17 protein-coding genes, 3 pseudogenes and 1 other annotated feature are annotated in these 18828 nt (G+C 63.0%); of the genes and pseudogenes, 13 read left to right on the top strand and 7 right to left on the bottom strand.

The window, feature by feature from the left end:
• Window positions 1-161 precede the first annotated feature (161 nt).
• The 6 genes from THIVI_RS14385 to THIVI_RS14360 are packed head-to-tail and all read left to right on the top strand — an operon-like array spanning window position 162 to window position 5947.
• A complete protein-coding gene (locus THIVI_RS14385) occupies window positions 162-2972 on the top strand; it encodes a monovalent cation/H+ antiporter subunit A (protein ID WP_014779275.1) in 2811 nt (936 codons plus the stop codon).
• A complete protein-coding gene (locus tag THIVI_RS14380) occupies window positions 2973-3326 on the top strand; it encodes a Na+/H+ antiporter subunit C (RefSeq protein ID WP_014779274.1) in 354 nt (117 codons plus the stop codon). It abuts the gene before it with no gap.
• On the top strand, window positions 3323-4840 hold the full coding sequence (locus THIVI_RS14375; protein WP_014779273.1) for a monovalent cation/H+ antiporter subunit D: 1518 nt from the start codon (window positions 3323-3325) through the stop codon (window positions 4838-4840). Before THIVI_RS14380 ends, THIVI_RS14375 begins: the two co-directional genes overlap by 4 nt.
• Window positions 4837-5331: a Na+/H+ antiporter subunit E gene (locus tag THIVI_RS14370; protein WP_014779272.1), complete on the top strand. Its 495-nt coding sequence runs from the start codon at window positions 4837-4839 to the stop codon at window positions 5329-5331. The genes THIVI_RS14375 and THIVI_RS14370 overlap by 4 nt, the downstream gene beginning before the upstream one ends.
• On the top strand, window positions 5325-5594 hold the full coding sequence (locus THIVI_RS14365; RefSeq protein WP_014779271.1) for a K+/H+ antiporter subunit F: 270 nt from the start codon (window positions 5325-5327) through the stop codon (window positions 5592-5594). Before THIVI_RS14370 ends, THIVI_RS14365 begins: the two co-directional genes overlap by 7 nt.
• A gap of 8 nt (window positions 5595-5602) precedes the next feature.
• Window positions 5603-5947 carry a Na+/H+ antiporter subunit G gene (locus THIVI_RS14360; protein WP_014779270.1) on the top strand — a complete coding sequence of 115 codons (345 nt, stop codon included), beginning with the start codon at window positions 5603-5605 and terminating at the stop codon, window positions 5945-5947.
• Window positions 5948-6373: 426 nt separating this feature from the next.
• Here the strand turns inward: THIVI_RS14360 and THIVI_RS25835 are convergent.
• Window positions 6374-6817: pseudogene (locus tag THIVI_RS25835) on the bottom strand (transposase); the annotation flags it as partial.
• Window positions 6494-6610 (bottom strand) — a sequence feature (AL1L pseudoknot). Its footprint overlaps the pseudogene before it by 117 nt.
• 88 nt (window positions 6818-6905) lie before the next feature.
• On the opposite strand from THIVI_RS25835, the gene THIVI_RS14350 reads away from it, so the two are divergent.
• Complete coding sequence (locus tag THIVI_RS14350) at window positions 6906-8015, top strand: IS5 family transposase (protein ID WP_041447215.1); 1110 nt, start codon at window positions 6906-6908, stop codon at window positions 8013-8015.
• Window positions 8016-8340: 325 nt separating this feature from the next.
• Here the strand turns inward: THIVI_RS14350 and THIVI_RS14345 are convergent, their stop codons facing one another.
• Complete coding sequence (locus THIVI_RS14345; RefSeq protein ID WP_041447215.1) at window positions 8341-9450, bottom strand: IS5 family transposase; 1110 nt, start codon at window positions 9448-9450, stop codon at window positions 8341-8343.
• Window positions 9451-9504: 54 nt separating this feature from the next.
• On the opposite strand from THIVI_RS14345, the gene THIVI_RS14340 reads away from it, so the two are divergent.
• The 3 genes and pseudogenes from THIVI_RS14340 (at window position 9505) to THIVI_RS25825 (ending at window position 10378) form a co-directional block, all read left to right on the top strand.
• Window positions 9505-9753, top strand: a complete 249-nt coding sequence (locus tag THIVI_RS14340; RefSeq protein WP_217160890.1) for a recombinase family protein — start codon at window positions 9505-9507, stop codon at window positions 9751-9753.
• 57 nt (window positions 9754-9810) lie between these two features.
• Window positions 9811-9915 (top strand): annotated as a pseudogene (locus THIVI_RS25830) (transposase); the annotation flags it as partial.
• A 76-nt stretch (window positions 9916-9991) separates the two neighbouring features.
• Window positions 9992-10378 carry a hypothetical protein gene (locus THIVI_RS25825; protein ID WP_245537468.1) on the top strand — a complete coding sequence of 129 codons (387 nt, stop codon included), beginning with the start codon at window positions 9992-9994 and terminating at the stop codon, window positions 10376-10378.
• Here THIVI_RS25825 and THIVI_RS23795 read toward each other — a convergent pair.
• A protein-coding gene (locus THIVI_RS23795; protein WP_086013616.1) for an IS630 family transposase occupies window positions 10352-11484 on the bottom strand; the annotation gives its coding sequence in 2 pieces (ribosomal slippage) (window positions 10352-11049 and window positions 11049-11484; 1134 coding nt in all). The genes THIVI_RS25825 and THIVI_RS23795 overlap by 27 nt on opposite strands.
• An 89-nt stretch (window positions 11485-11573) precedes the next feature.
• Window positions 11574-12629, bottom strand: coding sequence for a transposase (locus THIVI_RS14320; RefSeq protein WP_014777014.1), 1056 nt, complete (start codon window positions 12627-12629; stop codon window positions 11574-11576).
• A 56-nt stretch (window positions 12630-12685) separates the two neighbouring features.
• On the opposite strand from THIVI_RS14320, the pseudogene THIVI_RS14315 reads away from it, so the two are divergent.
• Window positions 12686-13048 (top strand): annotated as a pseudogene (locus THIVI_RS14315) (transposase); the annotation flags it as partial.
• Between the two features lie 220 nt (window positions 13049-13268).
• On the opposite strand, the gene THIVI_RS25820 reads toward THIVI_RS14315, so the two are convergent.
• A complete protein-coding gene (locus THIVI_RS25820; RefSeq protein WP_281054891.1) occupies window positions 13269-14594 on the bottom strand; it encodes a transposase in 1326 nt (441 codons plus the stop codon).
• Between the two features lie 276 nt (window positions 14595-14870).
• The gene (locus tag THIVI_RS14305) at window positions 14871-15932 is read right to left on the bottom strand and encodes an IS110 family RNA-guided transposase (RefSeq protein WP_014779264.1); all 1062 of its coding nucleotides are present in this window, start codon (window positions 15930-15932) and stop codon (window positions 14871-14873) included.
• 174 nt (window positions 15933-16106) lie between these two features.
• Between THIVI_RS14305 and THIVI_RS14300 the strand changes: the two genes are divergently transcribed.
• Window positions 16107-16394: a hypothetical protein gene (locus THIVI_RS14300; protein ID WP_157174464.1), complete on the top strand. Its 288-nt coding sequence runs from the start codon at window positions 16107-16109 to the stop codon at window positions 16392-16394.
• 41 nt (window positions 16395-16435) lie between these two features.
• On the opposite strand, the gene THIVI_RS14295 is transcribed toward THIVI_RS14300, so the two are convergent.
• Window positions 16436-17545, bottom strand: coding sequence for an IS5 family transposase (locus THIVI_RS14295; protein ID WP_041447215.1), 1110 nt, complete (start codon window positions 17543-17545; stop codon window positions 16436-16438).
• A 329-nt stretch (window positions 17546-17874) separates the two neighbouring features.
• Between THIVI_RS14295 and THIVI_RS14285 the strand changes: the two genes are divergently transcribed.
• A complete protein-coding gene (locus THIVI_RS14285; RefSeq protein WP_157174463.1) occupies window positions 17875-18219 on the top strand; it encodes a hypothetical protein in 345 nt (114 codons plus the stop codon).
• The last annotated feature ends 609 nt before the right edge of the window (window positions 18220-18828 follow it).

Below are 18828 nucleotides of genomic sequence, written 5' to 3'. Positions count from 1 at the left end.
ACAAATAGCAGCTCAATTATTTTTGTCTACACCCTCTGAGCGGCAGTTTGCCAGAATGTGATAGGTGATGAGTCGTCACCCCATGCCTAAAGATCAGATCGGTGGATCAATGGTATTCTGACGGCCGATCAGAAACAGCTCCGTGTCCCGGAAATTCGCGCATGAACCTGTTCTTCGTCATCCTCATCCCCTTCGTGGGAGCCGGCCTGACGGGCTGGATGTCCCGCTTCGGGCGGACGCCGTCGGCCTGGACCGCAGGGGGCGTGGCCCTGCTGGCACTCCTCTGCCTGCTTCCGTCCTCAGCCGCGCCCTTCCACGGCGAGACCCTCGTGCAACGCTGGCAGTGGATTTCGGACATCGGTCTGGATCTGGCCCTGCGCCTGGACGGACTCGGTCTCCTGTTCGCCCTGATGATCCTTGGGATCGGTCTGCTGATCATCCTCTACGCCCGCTATTATCTGTCCGAGCGCGACAGTCTGGGCCTGTTCTATGCCTATCTGCTGCTTTTCATGGGCTCCATGCTCGGCATCGTGCTGTCGGAAAATTTGATTCTGCTGCTGATGTTCTGGGAACTGACCAGTCTCACGTCCTTTCTGTTGATCGGCTTCTGGCGCGAGCGCGAGGACGCCCGCAAGGGCGCGCGCATGGCGCTGACCATCACCGGTCTGGGCGGTCTGGCGCTGCTCGGCGGGTTTCTGCTGCTGGGCGAGATGGCGGGCAGTTACGATCTGTCGACGATCCTGGCATCCGGCGACCGGGTCCGCGCCCATCCGCTCTACACCCCGATGCTGGTTCTGATCCTGCTCGGCGCCTTCACCAAATCGGCACAGTTCCCCTTCCATTTCTGGCTGCCGCATGCGATGGCCGCGCCCACGCCGGTATCCGCCTATCTGCATTCGGCCACCATGGTCAAGGCCGGGGTCTTTCTGATGGCGCGCCTCTTTCCGGTGTTGTCGGGCACCCCCGAATGGTCCTGGCTGGTTGGCGGCGCGGGGCTCGCGACCCTGCTGGTGGGCGCCTGGTTCGCGCTCTACAAGCATGATCTCAAGGGTCTGCTGGCCTATTCCACCATCAGTCATCTGGGACTGATCACGCTCCTGTTCGGGATCGGCACGCCCCTAGCGGCGGTTGCCGGGGTCTTTCACATCATCAATCACGCGACCTTCAAGGCGTCGCTCTTCATGGCGGCCGGGATCATCGATCACGAGTGCGGCACCCGCGACATGCGCCGCGTCAATGGTCTATGGAAATTCATGCCTTATACCGCCACTCTGGCGATGGTGGCGGCCGCCGCGATGGCGGGCGTGCCGCTCTTTAACGGGTTTCTGTCCAAAGAGATGTTCTTCGCCGAGACGGCGACCTTTTACACCGAACATGACTGGGGCTGGCTGCTGCCGCTGGTCGTGGTGATCGCCGGCATGCTGGCGGTCGCCTACTCGCTGCGCTTCATCCACGATGTCTTTTTCAATGGCGATCCGATCGATCTGCCGCGCACGCCCCACGAGCCGCCGTTCTGGATGAAGGCTCCGGTGGGGGTGCTGGTGGCGCTCTGTCTGCTGGTGGGCATCCTGCCCATGCTCACGGTGGAGCCGATCCTCACGGTGGCGGTGGCGAGCGTGCTGCAAACGCCTTCGCCGGTCCATAATCTCGCCATCTGGCATGGCGTCAATCTGCCCTTGCTAATGAGCATTGCCGCGCTCATCGGCGGTCTGCTGATCTATGCGGCCAGACGCCCGCTGTTTGGCCTAGCCGCACAGTTGGAGGGGCGGCTGGATGCACAGGCGATGTATCGCTGGACGCTTGGTCGGGTCATCGCTTTCGCCGCTTGGATCACCCGGCATCTGGAGACCGGATCGCTGCAACGCATGCTCCTGCTGTTCGTCCTGTCCGTCCTGACCCTGGGCGCGGCGGGGTTCGTCGGCAGCGGATCGCCGCTGACCGGCATCCGCGCGACGCTCCCGGTCGATATCCTCGGCGTGCTCGTCACGGCGGGGATAATGTCCGCGGCCATCGGCACCCTGGCGCTGCATCGCCGCCGGTTGACGGCCCTGATCGTCATGGGCGCGCTGGGCCTGCTGATCGCGCTGATCTTCGTCCAGTTCTCCGCGCCGGATCTGGCCCTGACCCAGCTCACTGTGGAAGTGGTGACCATTGTCCTGCTGCTGCTGGCGCTCTATTTTCTGCCGCAGCGCAGTCCTGCCGAATCCAGCCGGGCGACACGCCTCCGCGATCTGGGCGTCGCGGCACTGGCCGGCGCCGGAACCGCGGCGCTGACCTGGTCGATGCTGACGCGCCCCTTCGCGAGTATCTCCGACTATTTTCTGGTCAACAGCCTGCCGGGCGGCGGCGGCACCAATGTGGTCAACGTGATCCTGGTCGATTTTCGGGGCTTCGACACCCTGGGCGAGATCACCGTGCTGGCGCTGGCCGGTCTCGGAATTTATGCCATGCTCCGCGATCTGCGTCTGCAAGGCCCCACTCAGGATGCCGACGGGCGACCCTGGAACTGGGATCTTCACCCCAGCATCATGGCGGCCCTGACACGGCTCCTGCTACCGCTCGTGCTGCTGGTGTCGATGTTTATTCTGCTGCGCGGGCACAACCTGCCGGGCGGCGGCTTTATCGCCGGACTCATCGCCGCCGTCGGTCTGATCATGCAATATCTGACCAATGGCGTGGAATGGACCCACCGCCGACTCTCCGACAATCTGCATCCGGTCATCGGCGCGGGTCTGCTGATCGCCCTGCTGACCGGGCTGGCGAGCCTGGCGCTGGATTATCCCTTCCTGACGTCGGCCTTCGCCCATGTCCATTGGCCCATCGTCGGCGATTTCGAGCTGGCCTCGGCGATGGCCTTCGACCTGGGCGTCTATCTGGTGGTGGTGGGCGCGACCCTGCTGATTCTGATCCATCTGGGTCTGATGCACCGGGCCAGTCATGCAACCTCGCTCAACCCTCTGGAGCCACGCTGAATGGAAGCATTGATAAGCCTAATCGTTGGCGTTCTGACCGCCTGCGGGGTCTATCTGATCCTGCGCGGGCGCACCTTTCCGCTGGTGCTGGGGCTCACGCTCCTGTCCTATGCCGTCAACCTCTTTCTCTTCGCCACCGGACGGCTCGCCATCGGCCTGCCGCCGATCATCGACCGGAACCTCGCGGAAACGGCTAGCGGTTACACCGACCCACTGCCCCAGGCGCTGGTGCTCACGGCCATCGTCATCGGGTTCGCGATGACCGCCTTTCTCATCATGCTGGCGCTCAAGGCGCGCGCCGAGTTGGGCAACGATCATGTCGACGGTCGGCCGAACATTGGAGACGATGCGTGAATCCTCTCGTCATCGCCCCCGTGCTCCTGCCGCTGCTGGCGGGGACGCTGCTTCTGCTGCTGCGCGGCACGCTCTCGCTCCGGGTGCGGCGCGGACTGAATCTGACGCTGGTCGCCATTCAGATCCTGCTCGCGGCCGCCCTGCTCATGACCGTCAGCGAAGGCGACATCCTGATCCACACGCTCGGTAACTGGCCGGCGCCTTATGGCATCGTGCTGGTGGCGGACCGGCTGGCGGTCTGGATGCTGCTGGTGACCGCTATCCTCGCCTGGTTTGCCCTGCTGTTCGCCGTGCGCGGCACCGACCAGGGTAGCCGGCACTTTCATCCGCTGTTTCAGTTGCAGTTGTTCGGTCTCAACGGCGCCTTTCTGACCGGCGATCTGTTCAATCTCTTCGTCTTTTTCGAGATCCTGCTGCTCGCCTCCTACGGACTGCTGCTGCATGGCGGCGGTGCCCGACGCACCCGTGCGGGGCTGCATTTCGTCGCCCTGAATCTGGCCGGATCGATCCTCTTCCTGTTCGCGGCGGGGACGTTCTATGGCACGCTGGGGACGCTGAACATGGCGGATCTGGCGGTGAAGATCGCCGCCGTGCCGCCCGAGAACCTGGGTCTGGTCCGCGCCGCCGGGCTGCTGCTGTTTGGCGTCTTCGCCCTCAAGGCCGCGCTCATTCCGCTACATCTCTGGCTGCCCGCGGCCTATTCGTCCACCTCCGCCCCGGTGGCGGCGCTCTTCGCCATCATGACCAAAGTCGGGGCCTATTGTCTGTTGCGGGTCGGGACGCTGATCTTTGGCGAGGACGCGGGACCAGTGGCGAATCTCTATACCGGCTGGCTGCTGCCGCTGGCGCTGATCACCTTGATCGTCGGCGCGCTGGGGGCGCTCTCGGCCACCGAACTGCGCCGACAGATTGCCTATCTCGTGGTGGTGTCGGTGGGGCTGCTGCTCACCGCCTTCGGACTCGGCACGCCGGCCGCGATCGGCGCCGGGCTCTATTATCTCGCCCACGCCACCTTTGCCGCGGCGGCGCTCTTTCTGTTGGCCGACATCGTTGCCGGCGGGCGGGGCGCGTCGCTTGATCGACTCACTCCCGGCCCCGCCATCCCGCGCGCGGGACTTATTGGCGGACTCTTCTTCGTCACCGCCGTGCTGATCGCGGGACTGCCGCCGCTGTCCGGTTTCCTCGGCAAATTCCTGGTGCTCAAGGCCGCGCTCGCCGATCCCGCCTGGCCCTGGGCGATGGGCCTGGTGCTGACCTCGGGACTGCTGGGCATGATCGCCCTGACCCGTTCGGGCAGCCTGTTGTTTTTGCGTGCCGACGGAAGGTCCGGGGCGACGCCAGCGAGTGCCGGCGATTTGGCGCCCGTTGCGGGTCTGCTTGCACTCTGTCTGGCCTTGACGATCTGGGCCGGCCCCATCCTCGGTTTGGCTCAAGCGGCAGCCGAGCAAGTGCTGCGGCCACAGACTTACATCCAGGCCGTACTCGGCCCCACGACGCGGACGGAACACCGATGAAACTCCGGCTTTTCCCGCATCCCGTCCTGACCCCGCTCCTCGCCTTGATCTGGCTGCTTCTGGCGAATAGCCTGGCGCCCGGACAGATTCTGCTCGGCCTGCTGTTGGGATGGGCAATTCTCATCTTCACCCTGCGCTTCTGGCCCGAACGCATCCGCATCCATCGACCAGTGACCCTGTTCCGCTTTCTGCTCCTGGTGCTCTATGACATTCTGGTTGCCAATCTCAACGTCGCCTTTCTCATCCTGCGCGGACCGCGCCGGCTGACCCCGGCCTTCGTGACGGTCCCGCTCGATCTGCGCTCGGAGCTTGGGATCAGTCTGTTCGCCAACACCATCTCGCTGACGCCCGGCACCGTCTCCTCCTGGCTGAGTCCGGATCGTCGCAGTCTGGTGGTGCACGGCCTGCACGTCGGCAATCCGGACGCCCTCGCGGCAACCCTCAAGCGCCGCTACGAGGCGCCCCTACTCCAGGTCTTCGAGCCATGCTGAATCTCGCCGTCACCATCGCCTTGGGGCTGGTCTCCGCCGCCTTCGCACTGACCCTCTGGCGTCTGCTGCGCGGACCGGATCAGCCGGACCGCATCCTCGCGCTCGACACGCTCTATGTGAACGCCATCGCCCTGCTGGTTCTGCTCGGCATTCATCTCGATTCCTCGCTCTATTTCGAGGCGGCGCTCCTGATCGCCATGATGGGCTTCGTCGGAACGGTCGCGCTCTGCAAATATCTGTTGCGCGGCGACATCATCGAATAGGTCAAGCCATGCTGGAAATCCTGTTGTCCGCACTCATCCTGATCGGCGCCCTCTTCACCTTCATCGGCTCGCTGGGGCTGGCACGTCTGGGCGATTTTTATACCCGGCTGCACGGTCCGACCAAAGCCACCACGCTGGGCGTTGGCAGTCTGCTGATCGCGTCCATGATTCATTTCAGCACCCAGGGGGATGGCGTGAGTTTCCACGAAATCCTGGTCACCCTGTTCCTGTTCATCACCGCCCCGGTCAGCGCCCATCTACTGTCCAAGGCCGCGCTGCATCTGCGGGTGAAGTCGCTGGCAAGCGTGCCGCCGCGCATTGACGAAGCCGATTCAGGTTCGGACAATCGGTAGTTCGATGTCTTTTTCGCATCCATTGCGAATGCCAATGGCCCGGTCTCACTCGCGCCGACAAAGGGTCTCCCATGTCGCCATTTTGACCATGTCGGCAGCTTCGGCCCCGATGGTCGATTGGCAGATCACCGATCGCCTACGCATCACGAATCCATTGGTTGTCGGCCCGACCGGTCCGGCTGGACTGGAACTCTCCTATGTGCTGAATTCTGGCTGGAAGGTCGGCATGGGCACCGATTATCGCTCCTATCGCCATCGACTCAACCGGGAAGGCCAGTTACCTGGCTGCGTCGGGGAGAATCGCTATATTCCCGTTTTTGTGCGCGTCGGCCGCGCGCTTTCCGAGACCTTGAAGATCAACCTCTATGTCGGGGTGGCGATGGATTTCGACGCTTGCGTACAGCACGACGCGACGAACGGGCGGCGAACCCGGAAGCCTTCCTCCCAGATCCGCTGGATTTCTCCGCACAAGTGTTCGGCGCTCAGGGATCGTGCCGACCGTTGGCCGGGATCGGCCCGGCGGGTCGCCGGCAGCCAGTCAGTCGATGGCGCGATTCGCAACACCTTGCCGATCGGCTCGACTCCATCGGCATCATGGTGCCGGTCGATCAACGCCTTCATCGCTCGAACGGGCGGTCGAGTTCCGCCTGGGCAACATACGCCGATGCCTTGCGCAGGATTTTATTGGCCTGACGCCGTTCCCGTACCTCCCGCTCCAACCCCCCTGATTCGCTCCCGCTCGGCGGTCGTCGCCTCCTCGCATTCGCCGTTGTCCTGCTCCGATTGCCGTATCCAGCGTCGTCGCGTCTCCGCCGTGCAACCGATCGCCGTCCATTGCGACTCATGCTCCCCTTGATGCGCCCGCACCATGCGAACGGCCCGCTCGCTGAGAGGGTGTAGACAAAAATAATTGAGCTGCTATTTGTATACCAGTCTACAACTGAGCTGGTGTGCGCTGATGTCGAAAGCTGGTCGTCCCCCCAAGATTCACGAGGCGGAGCAAGCGGTATTGCGTCAAATTGTCACGGATCGCCCGACCTCCACGCTGTCAGAGATTGCCCGGGAACTCGCGGCACGGACGGGAATCGAGGCTCATGAAGCCACGATTCGCAAGTCCTTGCGGGAGGCGGGCGTCACGCGCCTCCGGGGCGAGAGTGGTCTCGAGGCGCAAGCGCGCGCAACGCCGCGTCGGTATGGGTATACGGATGCGCATCGTCGCCACGACCCCGACCAAAGCTACCCAAGTTGTCTGACCGATGCGGAGTGGGACTTGGTCGCCGCTCTCTTTGAGATGCCGGGCGGGCGGGGTCAACCGCCCCGCGTGTCGCGCCGGAGCATCCTGGAGGCGTGTTGCTACGTGGTGCGCACGGGGTGCGCGTGGCGGATGCTGCCGCACGATTTCGCGCCTTGGCAGAATGTCTACAAGACGTTTCGCCGTTGGAGTGCGGCTGGGAAGTTTGAGCAGATGCATGATCGACTGCGGGGGCAATGGCGCGAACGCGAGGGGCGTGAGATCGCGCCGACGGCGGCGGTGCTGGATGCGCAATCGACCCGCGGCTCGCCGCAGGGTGGACCGAGCGGCTTTGATGCGGGCAAGCAGGTCAAGGGGCGCAAGCGCAGCCTGGTGGTCGATACCTTGGGGTTCGTGTTGGCGGTGAGCGTGGTCGCGGCCAATCTTCAGGACCGCGATGCCGCCTCGGGCGCCGTCGCTGACGCGGCCGCCAAGTACCCCCAGATCAACACGCTGTTTGTCGATAGCGCCTACGCCGGTCAATTTGCCCAAACCACCGAGCAGACCCACGCGATCCGCGTGGAAGTCGTGCGCCATCCAGCCAACAAAAGCGTTGGCTCCTGGCACGTGGACGGGGCGCCTGACCGAGTGGTGATCGCCAACGCCGACGGCTTCGTTCCGCTGCCGAAGCGCTGGGTTGTCGAGCGCACCCATGCGTGGAATGAGCGTGCCCGTCGATTGATCATGCATCATGACCGTCTGCCAGCGGTCTCCGAAACCTGGGTTTGGCTGGCGGAGGCGCGCATCCTGCTGCGGCGGTTGACCACAACGGTTTGATTTTGTCTACACCCTCTGAGCGGATCGCGCAGAGCGCCTGACCGATGGCTTGTAGTGCCGACCTTTTTCTGCGGGAAACGAAGAATCAGCAAGTTATAGCGCGACCGGCGCCGAATAGTCGAAGTCGGTTTAGAGCACCAACCCATCGTCACCGGCGGCGGCTAACGCCGCCTAGCGATCCCGGAGTTCCAGTGGCTCAACACCGTCCTTGGCAACGTCAAAAACTGAACCGCCCCGGCTTTCTCGGATGCGCCAACATTTGAGAGTATGGAGCCATGAAGAAAGCAACAAATTTTTCACCCGAGGTCAGAGGGTGTAGACAAAATCAAACCGTTGTGGTCAACCGCCGCAGCAGGATGCGCGCCTCCGCCAGCCAAACCCAGGTTTCGGAGACCGCTGGCAGACGGTCATGATGCATGATCAATCGACGGGCACGCTCATTCCACGCATGGGTGCGCTCGACAACCCAGCGCTTCGGCAGCGGAACGAAGCCGTCGGCGTTGGCGATCACCACTCGGTCAGGCGCCCCGTCCACGTGCCAGGAGCCAACGCTTTTGTTGGCTGGATGGCGCACGACTTCCACGCGGATCGCGTGGGTCTGCTCGGTGGTTTGGGCAAATTGACCGGCGTAGGCGCTATCGACAAACAGCGTGTTGATCTGGGGGTACTTGGCGGCCGCGTCAGCGACGGCGCCCGAGGCGGCATCGCGGTCCTGAAGATTGGCCGCGACCACGCTCACCGCCAACACGAACCCCAAGGTATCGACCACCAGGCTGCGCTTGCGCCCCTTGACCTGCTTGCCCGCATCAAAGCCGCTCGGTCCACCCTGCGGCGAGCCGCGGGTCGATTGCGCATCCAGCACCGCCGCCGTCGGCGCGATCTCACGCCCCTCGCGTTCGCGCCATTGCCCCCGCAGTCGATCATGCATCTGCTCAAACTTCCCAGCCGCACTCCAACGGCGAAACGTCTTGTAGACATTCTGCCAAGGCGCGAAATCGTGCGGCAGCATCCGCCACGCGCACCCCGTGCGCACCACGTAGCAACACGCCTCCAGGATGCTCCGGCGCGACACGCGGGGCGGTTGACCCCGCCCGCCCGGCATCTCAAAGAGAGCGGCGACCAAGTCCCACTCCGCATCGGTCAGACAACTTGGGTAGCTTTGGTCGGGGTCGTGGCGACGATGCGCATCCGTATACCCATACCGACGCGGCGTTGCGCGCGCTTGCGCCTCGAGACCACTCTCGCCCCGGAGGCGCGTGACGCCCGCCTCCCGCAAGGACTTGCGAATCGTTGCTTCATGAGCCTCGATTCCCGTCCGTGCCGCGAGTTCCCGGGCAATCTCTGACAGCGTGGAGGTCGGGCGATCCGTGACAATTTGACGCAATACCGCTTGCTCCGCCTCGTGAATCTTGGGGGGACGACCAGCTTTCGACATCAGCGCACACCAGCTCAGTTGTAGACTGGTATACAAATAGCAGCTCAATTATTTTTGTCTACACCCTCTGAGTTGAAGATCCACATCATCGATACCGATCTGGGCCTGACCGCCGCCAGCGCCCACCATCGCGAGGGGTTCAAGGAATTGCTCAGCCAGGTCACCCTGGAGCAGGTTGGCATCATCCTCTTGATCGATGTCACCCGTCTGTCTCGTAACTGCTCCGACTGGTATCCGCTGCTGGATCTCTGTGGTGGCTCTTCCGGCGCTTCAGGCGGCTGCCAAGTTTTTATAATGCATTAACAATAGGCTTATCGTCACGAACCGCCAGGTAGGCTTGCAGCTCTCGGAGTTAGGCTGATGATCTCCCTCACAACGCTGCTGGACGACGTCAAGCGTTACGCAGTCCTGCGTGGTTTGCACTGGCCCGAAGGCGTGACGTGTCCACGCTGCCAGTCGTCGCAGGTGAGCAAACAAGGGCGAGACGCCACCCAGCCAGCGCGCCGGAAGTCTCGTTGCAGGGGGGCGCGACTTCGACGACTTGACTGGAACGATCTTCGCTGGTCGGCATCCGTCGTTGACGGCCTGGATCGGCCGTCTGTACCTGATGGGCTTGAACCTCTCCAACCTTCAGATTGCCCACGAGTTGAGTCTAAACGAGGATGACGTGCAGCGGGTGACCGAACAGCTGCGCGCAGGGATCGTCGACAGCCAGCCGACGCCGATTTTATCGGGAGAGGTCGAGTGTGACGAGGTGTACGTGGCGGCCGGTCACAAAAGCCATCCTGAAGCCGTGAAAATAGGGCGCAAGGGGCGCTGCCGTCGGCTGAAGGGGGCGCCCGGCTACGGAACCCTGGAAAAAGAGAAGCCACTGATCTTTAGCATGATCCAACCTAGTACCTCATTCCTCATTAAGTTGCGGATATAGGCGTTTGAGCTTGATGCGTGCATTGTCGGTCGTGAACTGCCAGTCGACAACAGCCCCGGAAGCATTGCGGCGATCCTCCCAAGCCTTGGCCTCGCTGCGCAGGGTGTCGATGTTGTCGATGCGCCGATCGAGACACTGCTTGGTGAAGACGCTGAGCTCGATCTCGGCGATGTCGAGCCAGCTGCCGTGTTTGGGGGTGTAGTGGATCTCCAGGCGGTCCAAGAGTCGACGCGCCTCCTGCGGCGGAAAGGCTTTGTACAGCGACGCCGGCGCATGGGTGTTGAGATTGTCCCAAACCAGAACGACCTTTTCAGCCTTAGGGTAATCGACGTCCAGCAGCTCCTTGAGCTCATTGGCGAGATCAAGCGCGGTCTTGGTGGCGCGGACGCTGACCTTGCGCCAGCCAGCCAGTGGCTCGACGATCATGAAGTTGTTGGCGGTGCCGATGCGTTCGTATTCGTAGTCGTAGCGTTGTGCTTGGCCGGGTTGCAGCGGAATCGGCGTGCGGGTTTCGCCGATCAGCTGTGTCGGCTGCTCGTCGAGGCAGATCACCGGGCGCTGCGGATCATAGGGACGGCGATAGACCTCCAGAACGTCTTCCATGCAGGCCACGAACTCGGCATTGTGCTCGGGCGGAATCACCCAGCACGTGCGCAGGTGCGGTTTCAGAACGTTTTTTTGAGCGTACGCATGACGGTTTGCGGCGAGATCGTCTCCACGACCTGCAACTCGACGAGGCTTTCGGCCAAGAGCGTGAGGGTCCAGCGTGCCTGTCCTTCAGGCGGTGCGGAGCAGGCGAGGCGCACCAGTTGTGCCTCGCCGTCCCCGTCCAGAAGTCGTTCACGCGGCGGGTGCTCGCGCTTCTTGCGCTCCAGCGCCGCCTCCAAGCCGGCCTCGACAAAGCGTTGTCGGATGCTGAAGACCGTGCGCGCGCTGCAGTCGAAGGCGTCTGCGGCTTGCGCATCGCTCCAACCGGGCCCACCGGCATCGAGCTTGAGCAGGACGTTCGCATGTTTGATCTTTCGGGCCGCTGCCTTGCCTTTGCCGATCACCTCCGTCAGTGCCGTTCGCTCCTCCTCGGTGAGCCGCACAACATACTTGACCATAGGGAGTCTCTCTTGATAACCCTCATCACCTATCAGTTACTCACGGGCATGAAAAGCGGGCAACGGGAGGTCGTTTTGAAGGCACCGCTTCAGACGGCGCAGGCCGCGCGTGAACCACGAGACCAGGCTACGATAGAGTTTCCTGAAGCTCCAATGCGCGGGGTCGTTCTGCGCCTGGACTTTTTTTCGAGTGGTGTCGGATCGTTCAGCCCCTCGTCTCGGCCGGCGCGAACACACCAGTACATGGCCAAGGCCATGATGAGCACCAGTCGCTCCAAACGCTCGGCATGCTGGAGTTGCGAATCCTCCAAGTCGAAGCCCCGGCCCTTGACGTCGGAGAACATCGGTTCGATGGCCCAGCGAGCAGCGTCGTCAAGCACGCTTGCCCGTGTCGGGGCGGCGTCCATGGCAATGATCCACGGCTCGGGGTGGCCATCCTCGTGCAGGATCCCGAGGTTCGTGATCACCCCCTGCGCAAACAGGCGCACACCGGTGAAGTAACGTTCCGTCACCCCGTGTGCCAACGCGCCCGTCGTCGTCTCATCGCCCTGCCCGGTATCCGTTAGCACGTTGCTCTTCAGGCGCAGCCGGTCGCTCCAGCCCCGGGCTTGGAGCCACCCGAACAGGCCCGCCGACGGATAGAACCGGTCCGCCGATAGCAGCACGCGCGCCCCGGACGGCAGCCAGGCCAGGAGCGGCTCCAACACCACCTGCTGGCCCGCGAAGCCGAGATTGGCCGCCCCTTCCTCAGCCCGCCACGCCAGCGGTATCGCGCGATCACCCACCCGCAACGCCACCATCAGCAGCGCCATCCGATCACCCAAATCGGTTTGGTCCAGGCTCAACAACACCGTCTGACCATGGCTGGCCGCCTTCGCCAACTCCGCTCGTGCAAAGGGCTCAATCACCATTCCCGGACCCAACCGCGGATTCTTCAGCAAACGCCTCAGCCATTGCTCGCGCATGTCCTGCCGCTCGGTGTCCAAGGGCAGCAGATTGGCCAACTCCACCGTGTTCGGGGTTTGGCCTTCGATCATCGCCCCGACCGCCAACGCCAGCTTGCTCACCACCGTCTTGCGCAGACGCGGGTGCACCTCGCGCAGCCCGCACGCCACTTCATCAGCCAATCGTTTGACGCTTCCCATGATCCTCAATCACCTCAACATCGACTGAGCGGCAGTTTGCCAGAATGTGATAGGTGATGAGGAAAAAGACCATTCGTCCGTTGATTTTAGAGATCATTGCTCCAGGCACACAGGTCTACACCGACGAGTACAACATCGATGCCCGGCTACCTGAGTGGGGTTATGGTCATCAGACAGTCTGCCACAGCCTGGGCGAGTATGCCCGTGATGAGGACGGCGACGGCTTCCACGAGGTCCATGTCAACACCATGGAGGGCTTCTGGTCACTGTTGCGCTCTTGGCCGCGCCCTCATCGCGGGATCTCCCAGGAAAAATTGCCGCTCTACCTGGGCTTTTTTCAGTTCACACACAACGTCCGTCAGCGCGGTCAGGGGCTGCTCCGGCCCATGCTTTCGGCCTTGCTGACCAGAGCCATCTAAAACGCAGAAAGAGCCAATATCAAAATCACGCTAATTTTTCGATTCCGACGTGTTCCACGTGGAACAACATCTTCTGAATTCTGCTTAATGGGGTAATGGGCGTCCCATTACACACAACTCTCCGTGTCCGAGATCTCCCTGACCTATTTGATCCCAGCGGCGAAGTCCATAATACTCGATCTTCGAGTTTTTAAAGTTCGACTTTAGCCATGGCGATACGCTATGCGCAGGCATCTGCGGCGCGGTATCGTAACGCGGGTGTCAGTTCTTGCCGCCCCAGGTCACGCCCACTCATGTGCTTGGTCGACGGGGCCAGAGGAAACAGGGTCTTGATGGTTTCTGTCAGTTGCGCGAACTGTGCGGCGGGATCCTCGGCCGCCAACAGCCGTCGGAACATGTCCATCAACGCCTCACTCTGGCAGTGGTGTCGGAGGCTGCCCACGGTGCACGCGGGCGCCTGGTGATTGAGGCGGGTTCGTTGCTCGGGGTGAAGGAGGAGGGCGTGGTCGAGCAGCAGACTCAGGGTCAGGCTTCGGCTTGCCCCCTCTTCGTCGGGCTGTTTGGCCAGTTGCCCCCACCCTTCATTGAGCTTCCAATCCTCCAAAAACACTTCGACTAACCACCTCAGAGTATCGACTTGGACGATGTCCAGGGTCCGCCAGCTCAAGTCAGTGGCGACCAGGTCGCGAAATTCGGTTTCGCAGGGGTCGCGCAGGGCAACCACAAAGCGCTTTTTGCCATGGGCGCACACAAGCCCCCGCGCGCTGCTGACGATGACCTCGATCTCGGTACCGCCGCGCACGCGGATACGCTGCGTGACGCCCGGGTAGGCGCTAAAGAACGCCGTCAGCGGGCGCTCCTGGCCACGGAAGCGAACCTTTTGATTGCCACGCAACTGGCTCACCGTTTGGATTCCGCTGCACAGGGCGCTGGCCTGGTCCATGAAGGCTTGGGTTCCGTACAAGGCATCGGCCAACATCGCCTTGATGCGCACCTGAGGATGAGCCTGGCGAAACGTTTGGATCAGCTCCAACACGAGCTGGGCCTTGCCCGGATAGGCCGAATCGGCCGGGGGACAGGGCGGACGCTGGGCTTTCGCCACGTTCAAGCGCTTCCATCGCTGCTCTTCCCGGCGCCAAGCCACTTGCTTGGGATCCGGGCAGGAAAAACGAAACCCGACCGGCACGGTCACCGTGGAGGTCACCAGCAGCAGAAACACCAGGGCTTGCCCGTTGAAATAGCCCCCCGTCTTCTTGTCGCAGAGCTTGTGCGCCCGATGAATCCGGGGCGTGCGCTTGGCACGGCGCTGATCGCTGTCGTCCGCCGCCAGAATGCCTTCGTGAACCCCGTACTGTTCCAGCACCACCGCGACGCTCACCTCCCAGAGCCGCTCCCAGACGAGCTTGGTATGTCGGAACATCCACGACAACGCTCCGAGTCGATACACCCTCAAGCCCGCGCGCTCGAAGGCCGCCCAGCACACCGTATTGGTCAGGAGCACCCCCATCAGGCAGAACCTCAGCCAGGCACGCTGGCAACGGCTCAATCCCCGGCCCGGCGCATGATGCCTCAGCGCTTCATCCAGGGAGTCGACATAACGCTCGATAAAGGGTAGTGGGGCAGAAAAAATGGCAGCGCCCCCTCCTCAGGCAAGAGGAGCCATCTTCGCGCTTTTTGTCAAGCAGGAAAAATTTGAAGATCGAGTTTCATGCCATCACAGTGATGTTCACGCTTCGCAACTCGTGGTGTTCGGTACTCGTTAGTCGGTGGCGACGACCGGAAGGTCGCGATTCATCCCGCCTGAGGGCGCGCCTCGCCGGTCTCAGACGGCGGCCTGGAGCGGCTTGCCGGCTTCCGGGTCAGAGGGCTTGCCGGTGCGCATCACAGCGTAGGCCACCCGCGCGATCTTGTTGGCCAGCGCCACGACGGCGACATTGGTGTGACGGCGGGCCTTGAGGGCCGTCGCCCAGCGGCTGGTAGGATCCTCCTTGCGCTCGACCCAGCGCATGACGGCGCGTGCCCCGTGGATGAGCAGCTGGCGCAGGTAGACGTCGCCGCGCGTGCCGATCCCGAGCAGGCGCTCGCGTCCGCCGGTGGAATGCTGCCGCGGGACCAGCCCGAGCCAGGCGGCTAAGCCGCGACCGTTGCGAAACAGGCTGACGTCCTCGCCGACAGCCGCCAGCAACGCCGTCGCCACGAGGGCGCCGATGCCGGGGATCGTCATCAGCCGCTGGACGGTCTCGTCACTCTGGGCGATGACCTGAACCTGGCTGTCGAAATGCGCCACCTGCTCATCGAGATGGCGCAACTCCTCAAGCAGGCGATTCAGCTCGGCGCGAAAGCGTTTGCTCAAGCCGTTCTCGGCCTCTTCGAGAATCTCGGACAGGCGCCGCATCAGCGCCGCGCGCCCCTGGGGAATCTCGACCCCGTACTCCAGCAGCAGACCGCGCACCTGGTTGACCTGGGCGGTACGCCGCTCGACGTTGAGGCTGCGCATCCGATGAATCGCCTGGAGGTCTTGCTGTTCGACGGTCTTGACGGCCACGAAGCACATGTTCGGCCTCTGTACCGCCTCGCAGATCGCCTCGGTATCGACCGCGTCGTTTTTGTTGGATTTCACAAACGGCTTGACGAACTGCGGGGCGATCAGCCGCACCTCATGACCAAAGTCGCGCAACACCCGCGCCCAATGGTGCGCGCTCCCGCACGCCTCCATCGCCACCAGGCACGGTGGGCGATTCGCCATGAACGCGCTCAACTTCCCGCGGCTCACCTTCTTGCTGAACACTTGGCACCCCTGCGCATCCACCCCGTACAGATGCATGCTGTTCTTGGCCAGATCGATACCCATCGTGACAACAGGCTCTTTGCGACACTCTGTCATTGGTCTGCTCCGCGACCTCGGTTGACGATGTTTCAAACTCATCGCTCATTGTGCCCGCTGAAGGCTCGTTGGAGGAGCGGGGCGGACCATCCCATTACCCTAATCCGGGATGGCGATGGGCTGTATGATCCGCAGACCGACAACGATCGGTTGCTGCTGGGGCTGAAGTGGACCATGTCAGAGGCCGCGCTGCATATCCTCAAGCAGCGTATGCTCGAGGGCAAGCGGGCGAAGGCGCGCCATGGCGAGATCAAGATGCGGCTGCCCATGGGCTATCTGCGCGATCTGGCGGGGAATGTGATCAAGGATCCGGACGCCCAGACGCGTGAGGTGATCGAGACGATCTTCGTGCAGTTTGCGCGCCGCGGTACGCTCAATGGCGTCCTGCATTATCTGGTCGCACATCAGCTCGAGCAGCCCTATCGGGCGGTCAGTGGCCCCCAGACTGGGCAGTTGCAATAGCGCCGACCTAACCGCGTGACGCTGAGAGGGTGTAGACAAAATCAAACCGTTGTGGTCAACCGCCGCAGCAGGATGCGCGCCTCCGCCAGCCAAACCCAGGTTTCGGAGACCGCTGGCAGACGGTCATGATGCATGATCAATCGACGGGCACGCTCATTCCACGCATGGGTGCGCTCGACAACCCAGCGCTTCGGCAGCGGAACGAAGCCGTCGGCGTTGGCGATCACCACTCGGTCAGGCGCCCCGTCCACGTGCCAGGAGCCAACGCTTTTGTTGGCTGGATGGCGCACGACTTCCACGCGGATCGCGTGGGTCTGCTCGGTGGTTTGGGCAAATTGACCGGCGTAGGCGCTATCGACAAACAGCGTGTTGATCTGGGGGTACTTGGCGGCCGCGTCAGCGACGGCGCCCGAGGCGGCATCGCGGTCCTGAAGATTGGCCGCGACCACGCTCACCGCCAACACGAACCCCAAGGTATCGACCACCAGGCTGCGCTTGCGCCCCTTGACCTGCTTGCCCGCATCAAAGCCGCTCGGTCCACCCTGCGGCGAGCCGCGGGTCGATTGCGCATCCAGCACCGCCGCCGTCGGCGCGATCTCACGCCCCTCGCGTTCGCGCCATTGCCCCCGCAGTCGATCATGCATCTGCTCAAACTTCCCAGCCGCACTCCAACGGCGAAACGTCTTGTAGACATTCTGCCAAGGCGCGAAATCGTGCGGCAGCATCCGCCACGCGCACCCCGTGCGCACCACGTAGCAACACGCCTCCAGGATGCTCCGGCGCGACACGCGGGGCGGTTGACCCCGCCCGCCCGGCATCTCAAAGAGAGCGGCGACCAAGTCCCACTCCGCATCGGTCAGACAACTTGGGTAGCTTTGGTCGGGGTCGTGGCGACGATGCGCATCCGTATACCCATACCGACGCGGCGTTGCGCGCGCTTGCGCCTCGAGACCACTCTCGCCCCGGAGGCGCGTGACGCCCGCCTCCCGCAAGGACTTGCGAATCGTTGCTTCATGAGCCTCGATTCCCGTCCGTGCCGCGAGTTCCCGGGCAATCTCTGACAGCGTGGAGGTCGGGCGATCCGTGACAATTTGACGCAATACCGCTTGCTCCGCCTCGTGAATCTTGGGGGGACGACCAGCTTTCGACATCAGCGCACACCAGCTCAGTTGTAGACTGGTATACAAATAGCAGCTCAATTATTTTTGTCTACACCCTCTGAGCAACCTGCTGCACCATCCGATTTATGCCGGCGCCTACGTCGATGGTCGCCGCCCCACGGATCCGCGCCGCCGCCAGCCCGTGCGCCCCTCCACCGGGCGCACGGTCGCTGGCCCGGAGTAGTGGGAGGTGCTGCTCAAGGACCGCCTGCCGGCCTATATCAGCTGGACGCAGTACTAGGCTAATCTGCGCCAACTTGCCGCGAACACGGCTCAAGCGGGGGGTGTACCTCATACGCGCCAACATAGCCGGCAAGCCCTTGAAAATCAGTGGAGAGGCGCGATTTGTTGGGCATTTTGCTGCCATGCTCCGCGCGCCCCAGCCCATCGATCTCGCGTTTGAAGAGTTTCTGAAGGAATTGCCACCCGAATACGCGAAGATGGCACGTGAGTTCAAGGCATTCGCACGCCCGCGCAAGCTCAAGACGCCGGCGCAATTGCTGCAAGTGGTGATGCTGTCTTGTGGGTTGGATCAGGCACGGCGAACGACTGCCGGAAGCTTTACGCTGCTGGAGGAACGCATCACCGATACCGCAATCCACCAGCGCTTGCGGGCGTGCGGACCCTGCTGCACACGCTGTTACCCGCCACGAAGAGCACCTTGACGTCATTGCGGTTGCCGATCGTCGATGGATCGTCGCTGCAAGGCCCGGGCGCCGAGGGAACGGATTATCGGGTGCATTTGGCGTTGGATTTAACCCAGATGACCGTGCACGCGGTGGACGTGACCGGGGTGGATGGCGGGGAAACCCTGACACGTTACCCGTGGCAGGCAGGAGACATCGTGCTCGTGGATCGGGGCTACAATCAGCCACGGGTGATTCTCGACCTGTTCGCGCGTGGCGTTGGGGTGATCGTGCGCTTGAACCCCACGGCGATGCCCTTGTTTGTCCGCCGAGGGGATGCAGACGTGCTCGATCCTGCTGCGGTGCGGCTCGAGGTGGCGGCGCCTCTGCGCGCCCACTCCAGCGACACGCTGAGTCTGCCGGTGTGGTTGCGCACGCCGGAGGTGAGCGGACCGGGTTGGCTGCACGCGGTGCGTCTCCCGCCCGAGGCGGCGGAAGCCGCCCGTCGGCGGTGCCGAAAAACGGCTCAACGCAAAGGGCGAACCCCGAGTGACGCCACCTTATTTCTGGCCGGCTGGGTCATGGTGTTCACCCTCATCACCTATCAGTTACTCACGGGCATGAAAAGCGGGCAACGGGAGGTCGTTT

The organism is Thiocystis violascens DSM 198 (genome assembly GCF_000227745.2).
GTDB classification, from domain to species: Bacteria; Pseudomonadota; Gammaproteobacteria; order Chromatiales; family Chromatiaceae; genus Chromatium; species Chromatium violascens.
Note: the sequence above shows the minus strand (reverse complement) of the source record. Positions and strands in the feature narration are given on the sequence as shown.

What these genes read in the sequence shown, in the direction of transcription:
- THIVI_RS14295 (WP_041447215.1), bottom strand. Translation starts at nt 17,545, where the DNA reads ATGTCGAAAGCTGGTCGTCCCCCCAAGATTCACGAGGCGGAGCAAGCG.
- THIVI_RS14360 (WP_014779270.1), top strand. Translation starts at nt 5,603, where the DNA reads ATGCTGGAAATCCTGTTGTCCGCACTCATCCTGATCGGCGCCCTCTTC.
- THIVI_RS14345 (WP_041447215.1), bottom strand. Translation starts at nt 9,450, where the DNA reads ATGTCGAAAGCTGGTCGTCCCCCCAAGATTCACGAGGCGGAGCAAGCG.
- THIVI_RS14305 (WP_014779264.1), bottom strand. Translation starts at nt 15,932, where the DNA reads ATGACAGAGTGTCGCAAAGAGCCTGTTGTCACGATGGGTATCGATCTG.
- THIVI_RS14350 (WP_041447215.1), top strand. Translation starts at nt 6,906, where the DNA reads ATGTCGAAAGCTGGTCGTCCCCCCAAGATTCACGAGGCGGAGCAAGCG.
- THIVI_RS14380 (WP_014779274.1), top strand. Translation starts at nt 2,973, where the DNA reads ATGGAAGCATTGATAAGCCTAATCGTTGGCGTTCTGACCGCCTGCGGG.
- THIVI_RS14365 (WP_014779271.1), top strand. Translation starts at nt 5,325, where the DNA reads ATGCTGAATCTCGCCGTCACCATCGCCTTGGGGCTGGTCTCCGCCGCC.
- THIVI_RS14320 (WP_014777014.1), bottom strand. Translation starts at nt 12,629, where the DNA reads ATGGGAAGCGTCAAACGATTGGCTGATGAAGTGGCGTGCGGGCTGCGC.
- THIVI_RS14385 (WP_014779275.1), top strand. Translation starts at nt 162, where the DNA reads ATGAACCTGTTCTTCGTCATCCTCATCCCCTTCGTGGGAGCCGGCCTG.
- THIVI_RS14370 (WP_014779272.1), top strand. Translation starts at nt 4,837, where the DNA reads ATGAAACTCCGGCTTTTCCCGCATCCCGTCCTGACCCCGCTCCTCGCC.
- THIVI_RS14300 (WP_157174464.1), top strand. Translation starts at nt 16,107, where the DNA reads ATGTCAGAGGCCGCGCTGCATATCCTCAAGCAGCGTATGCTCGAGGGC.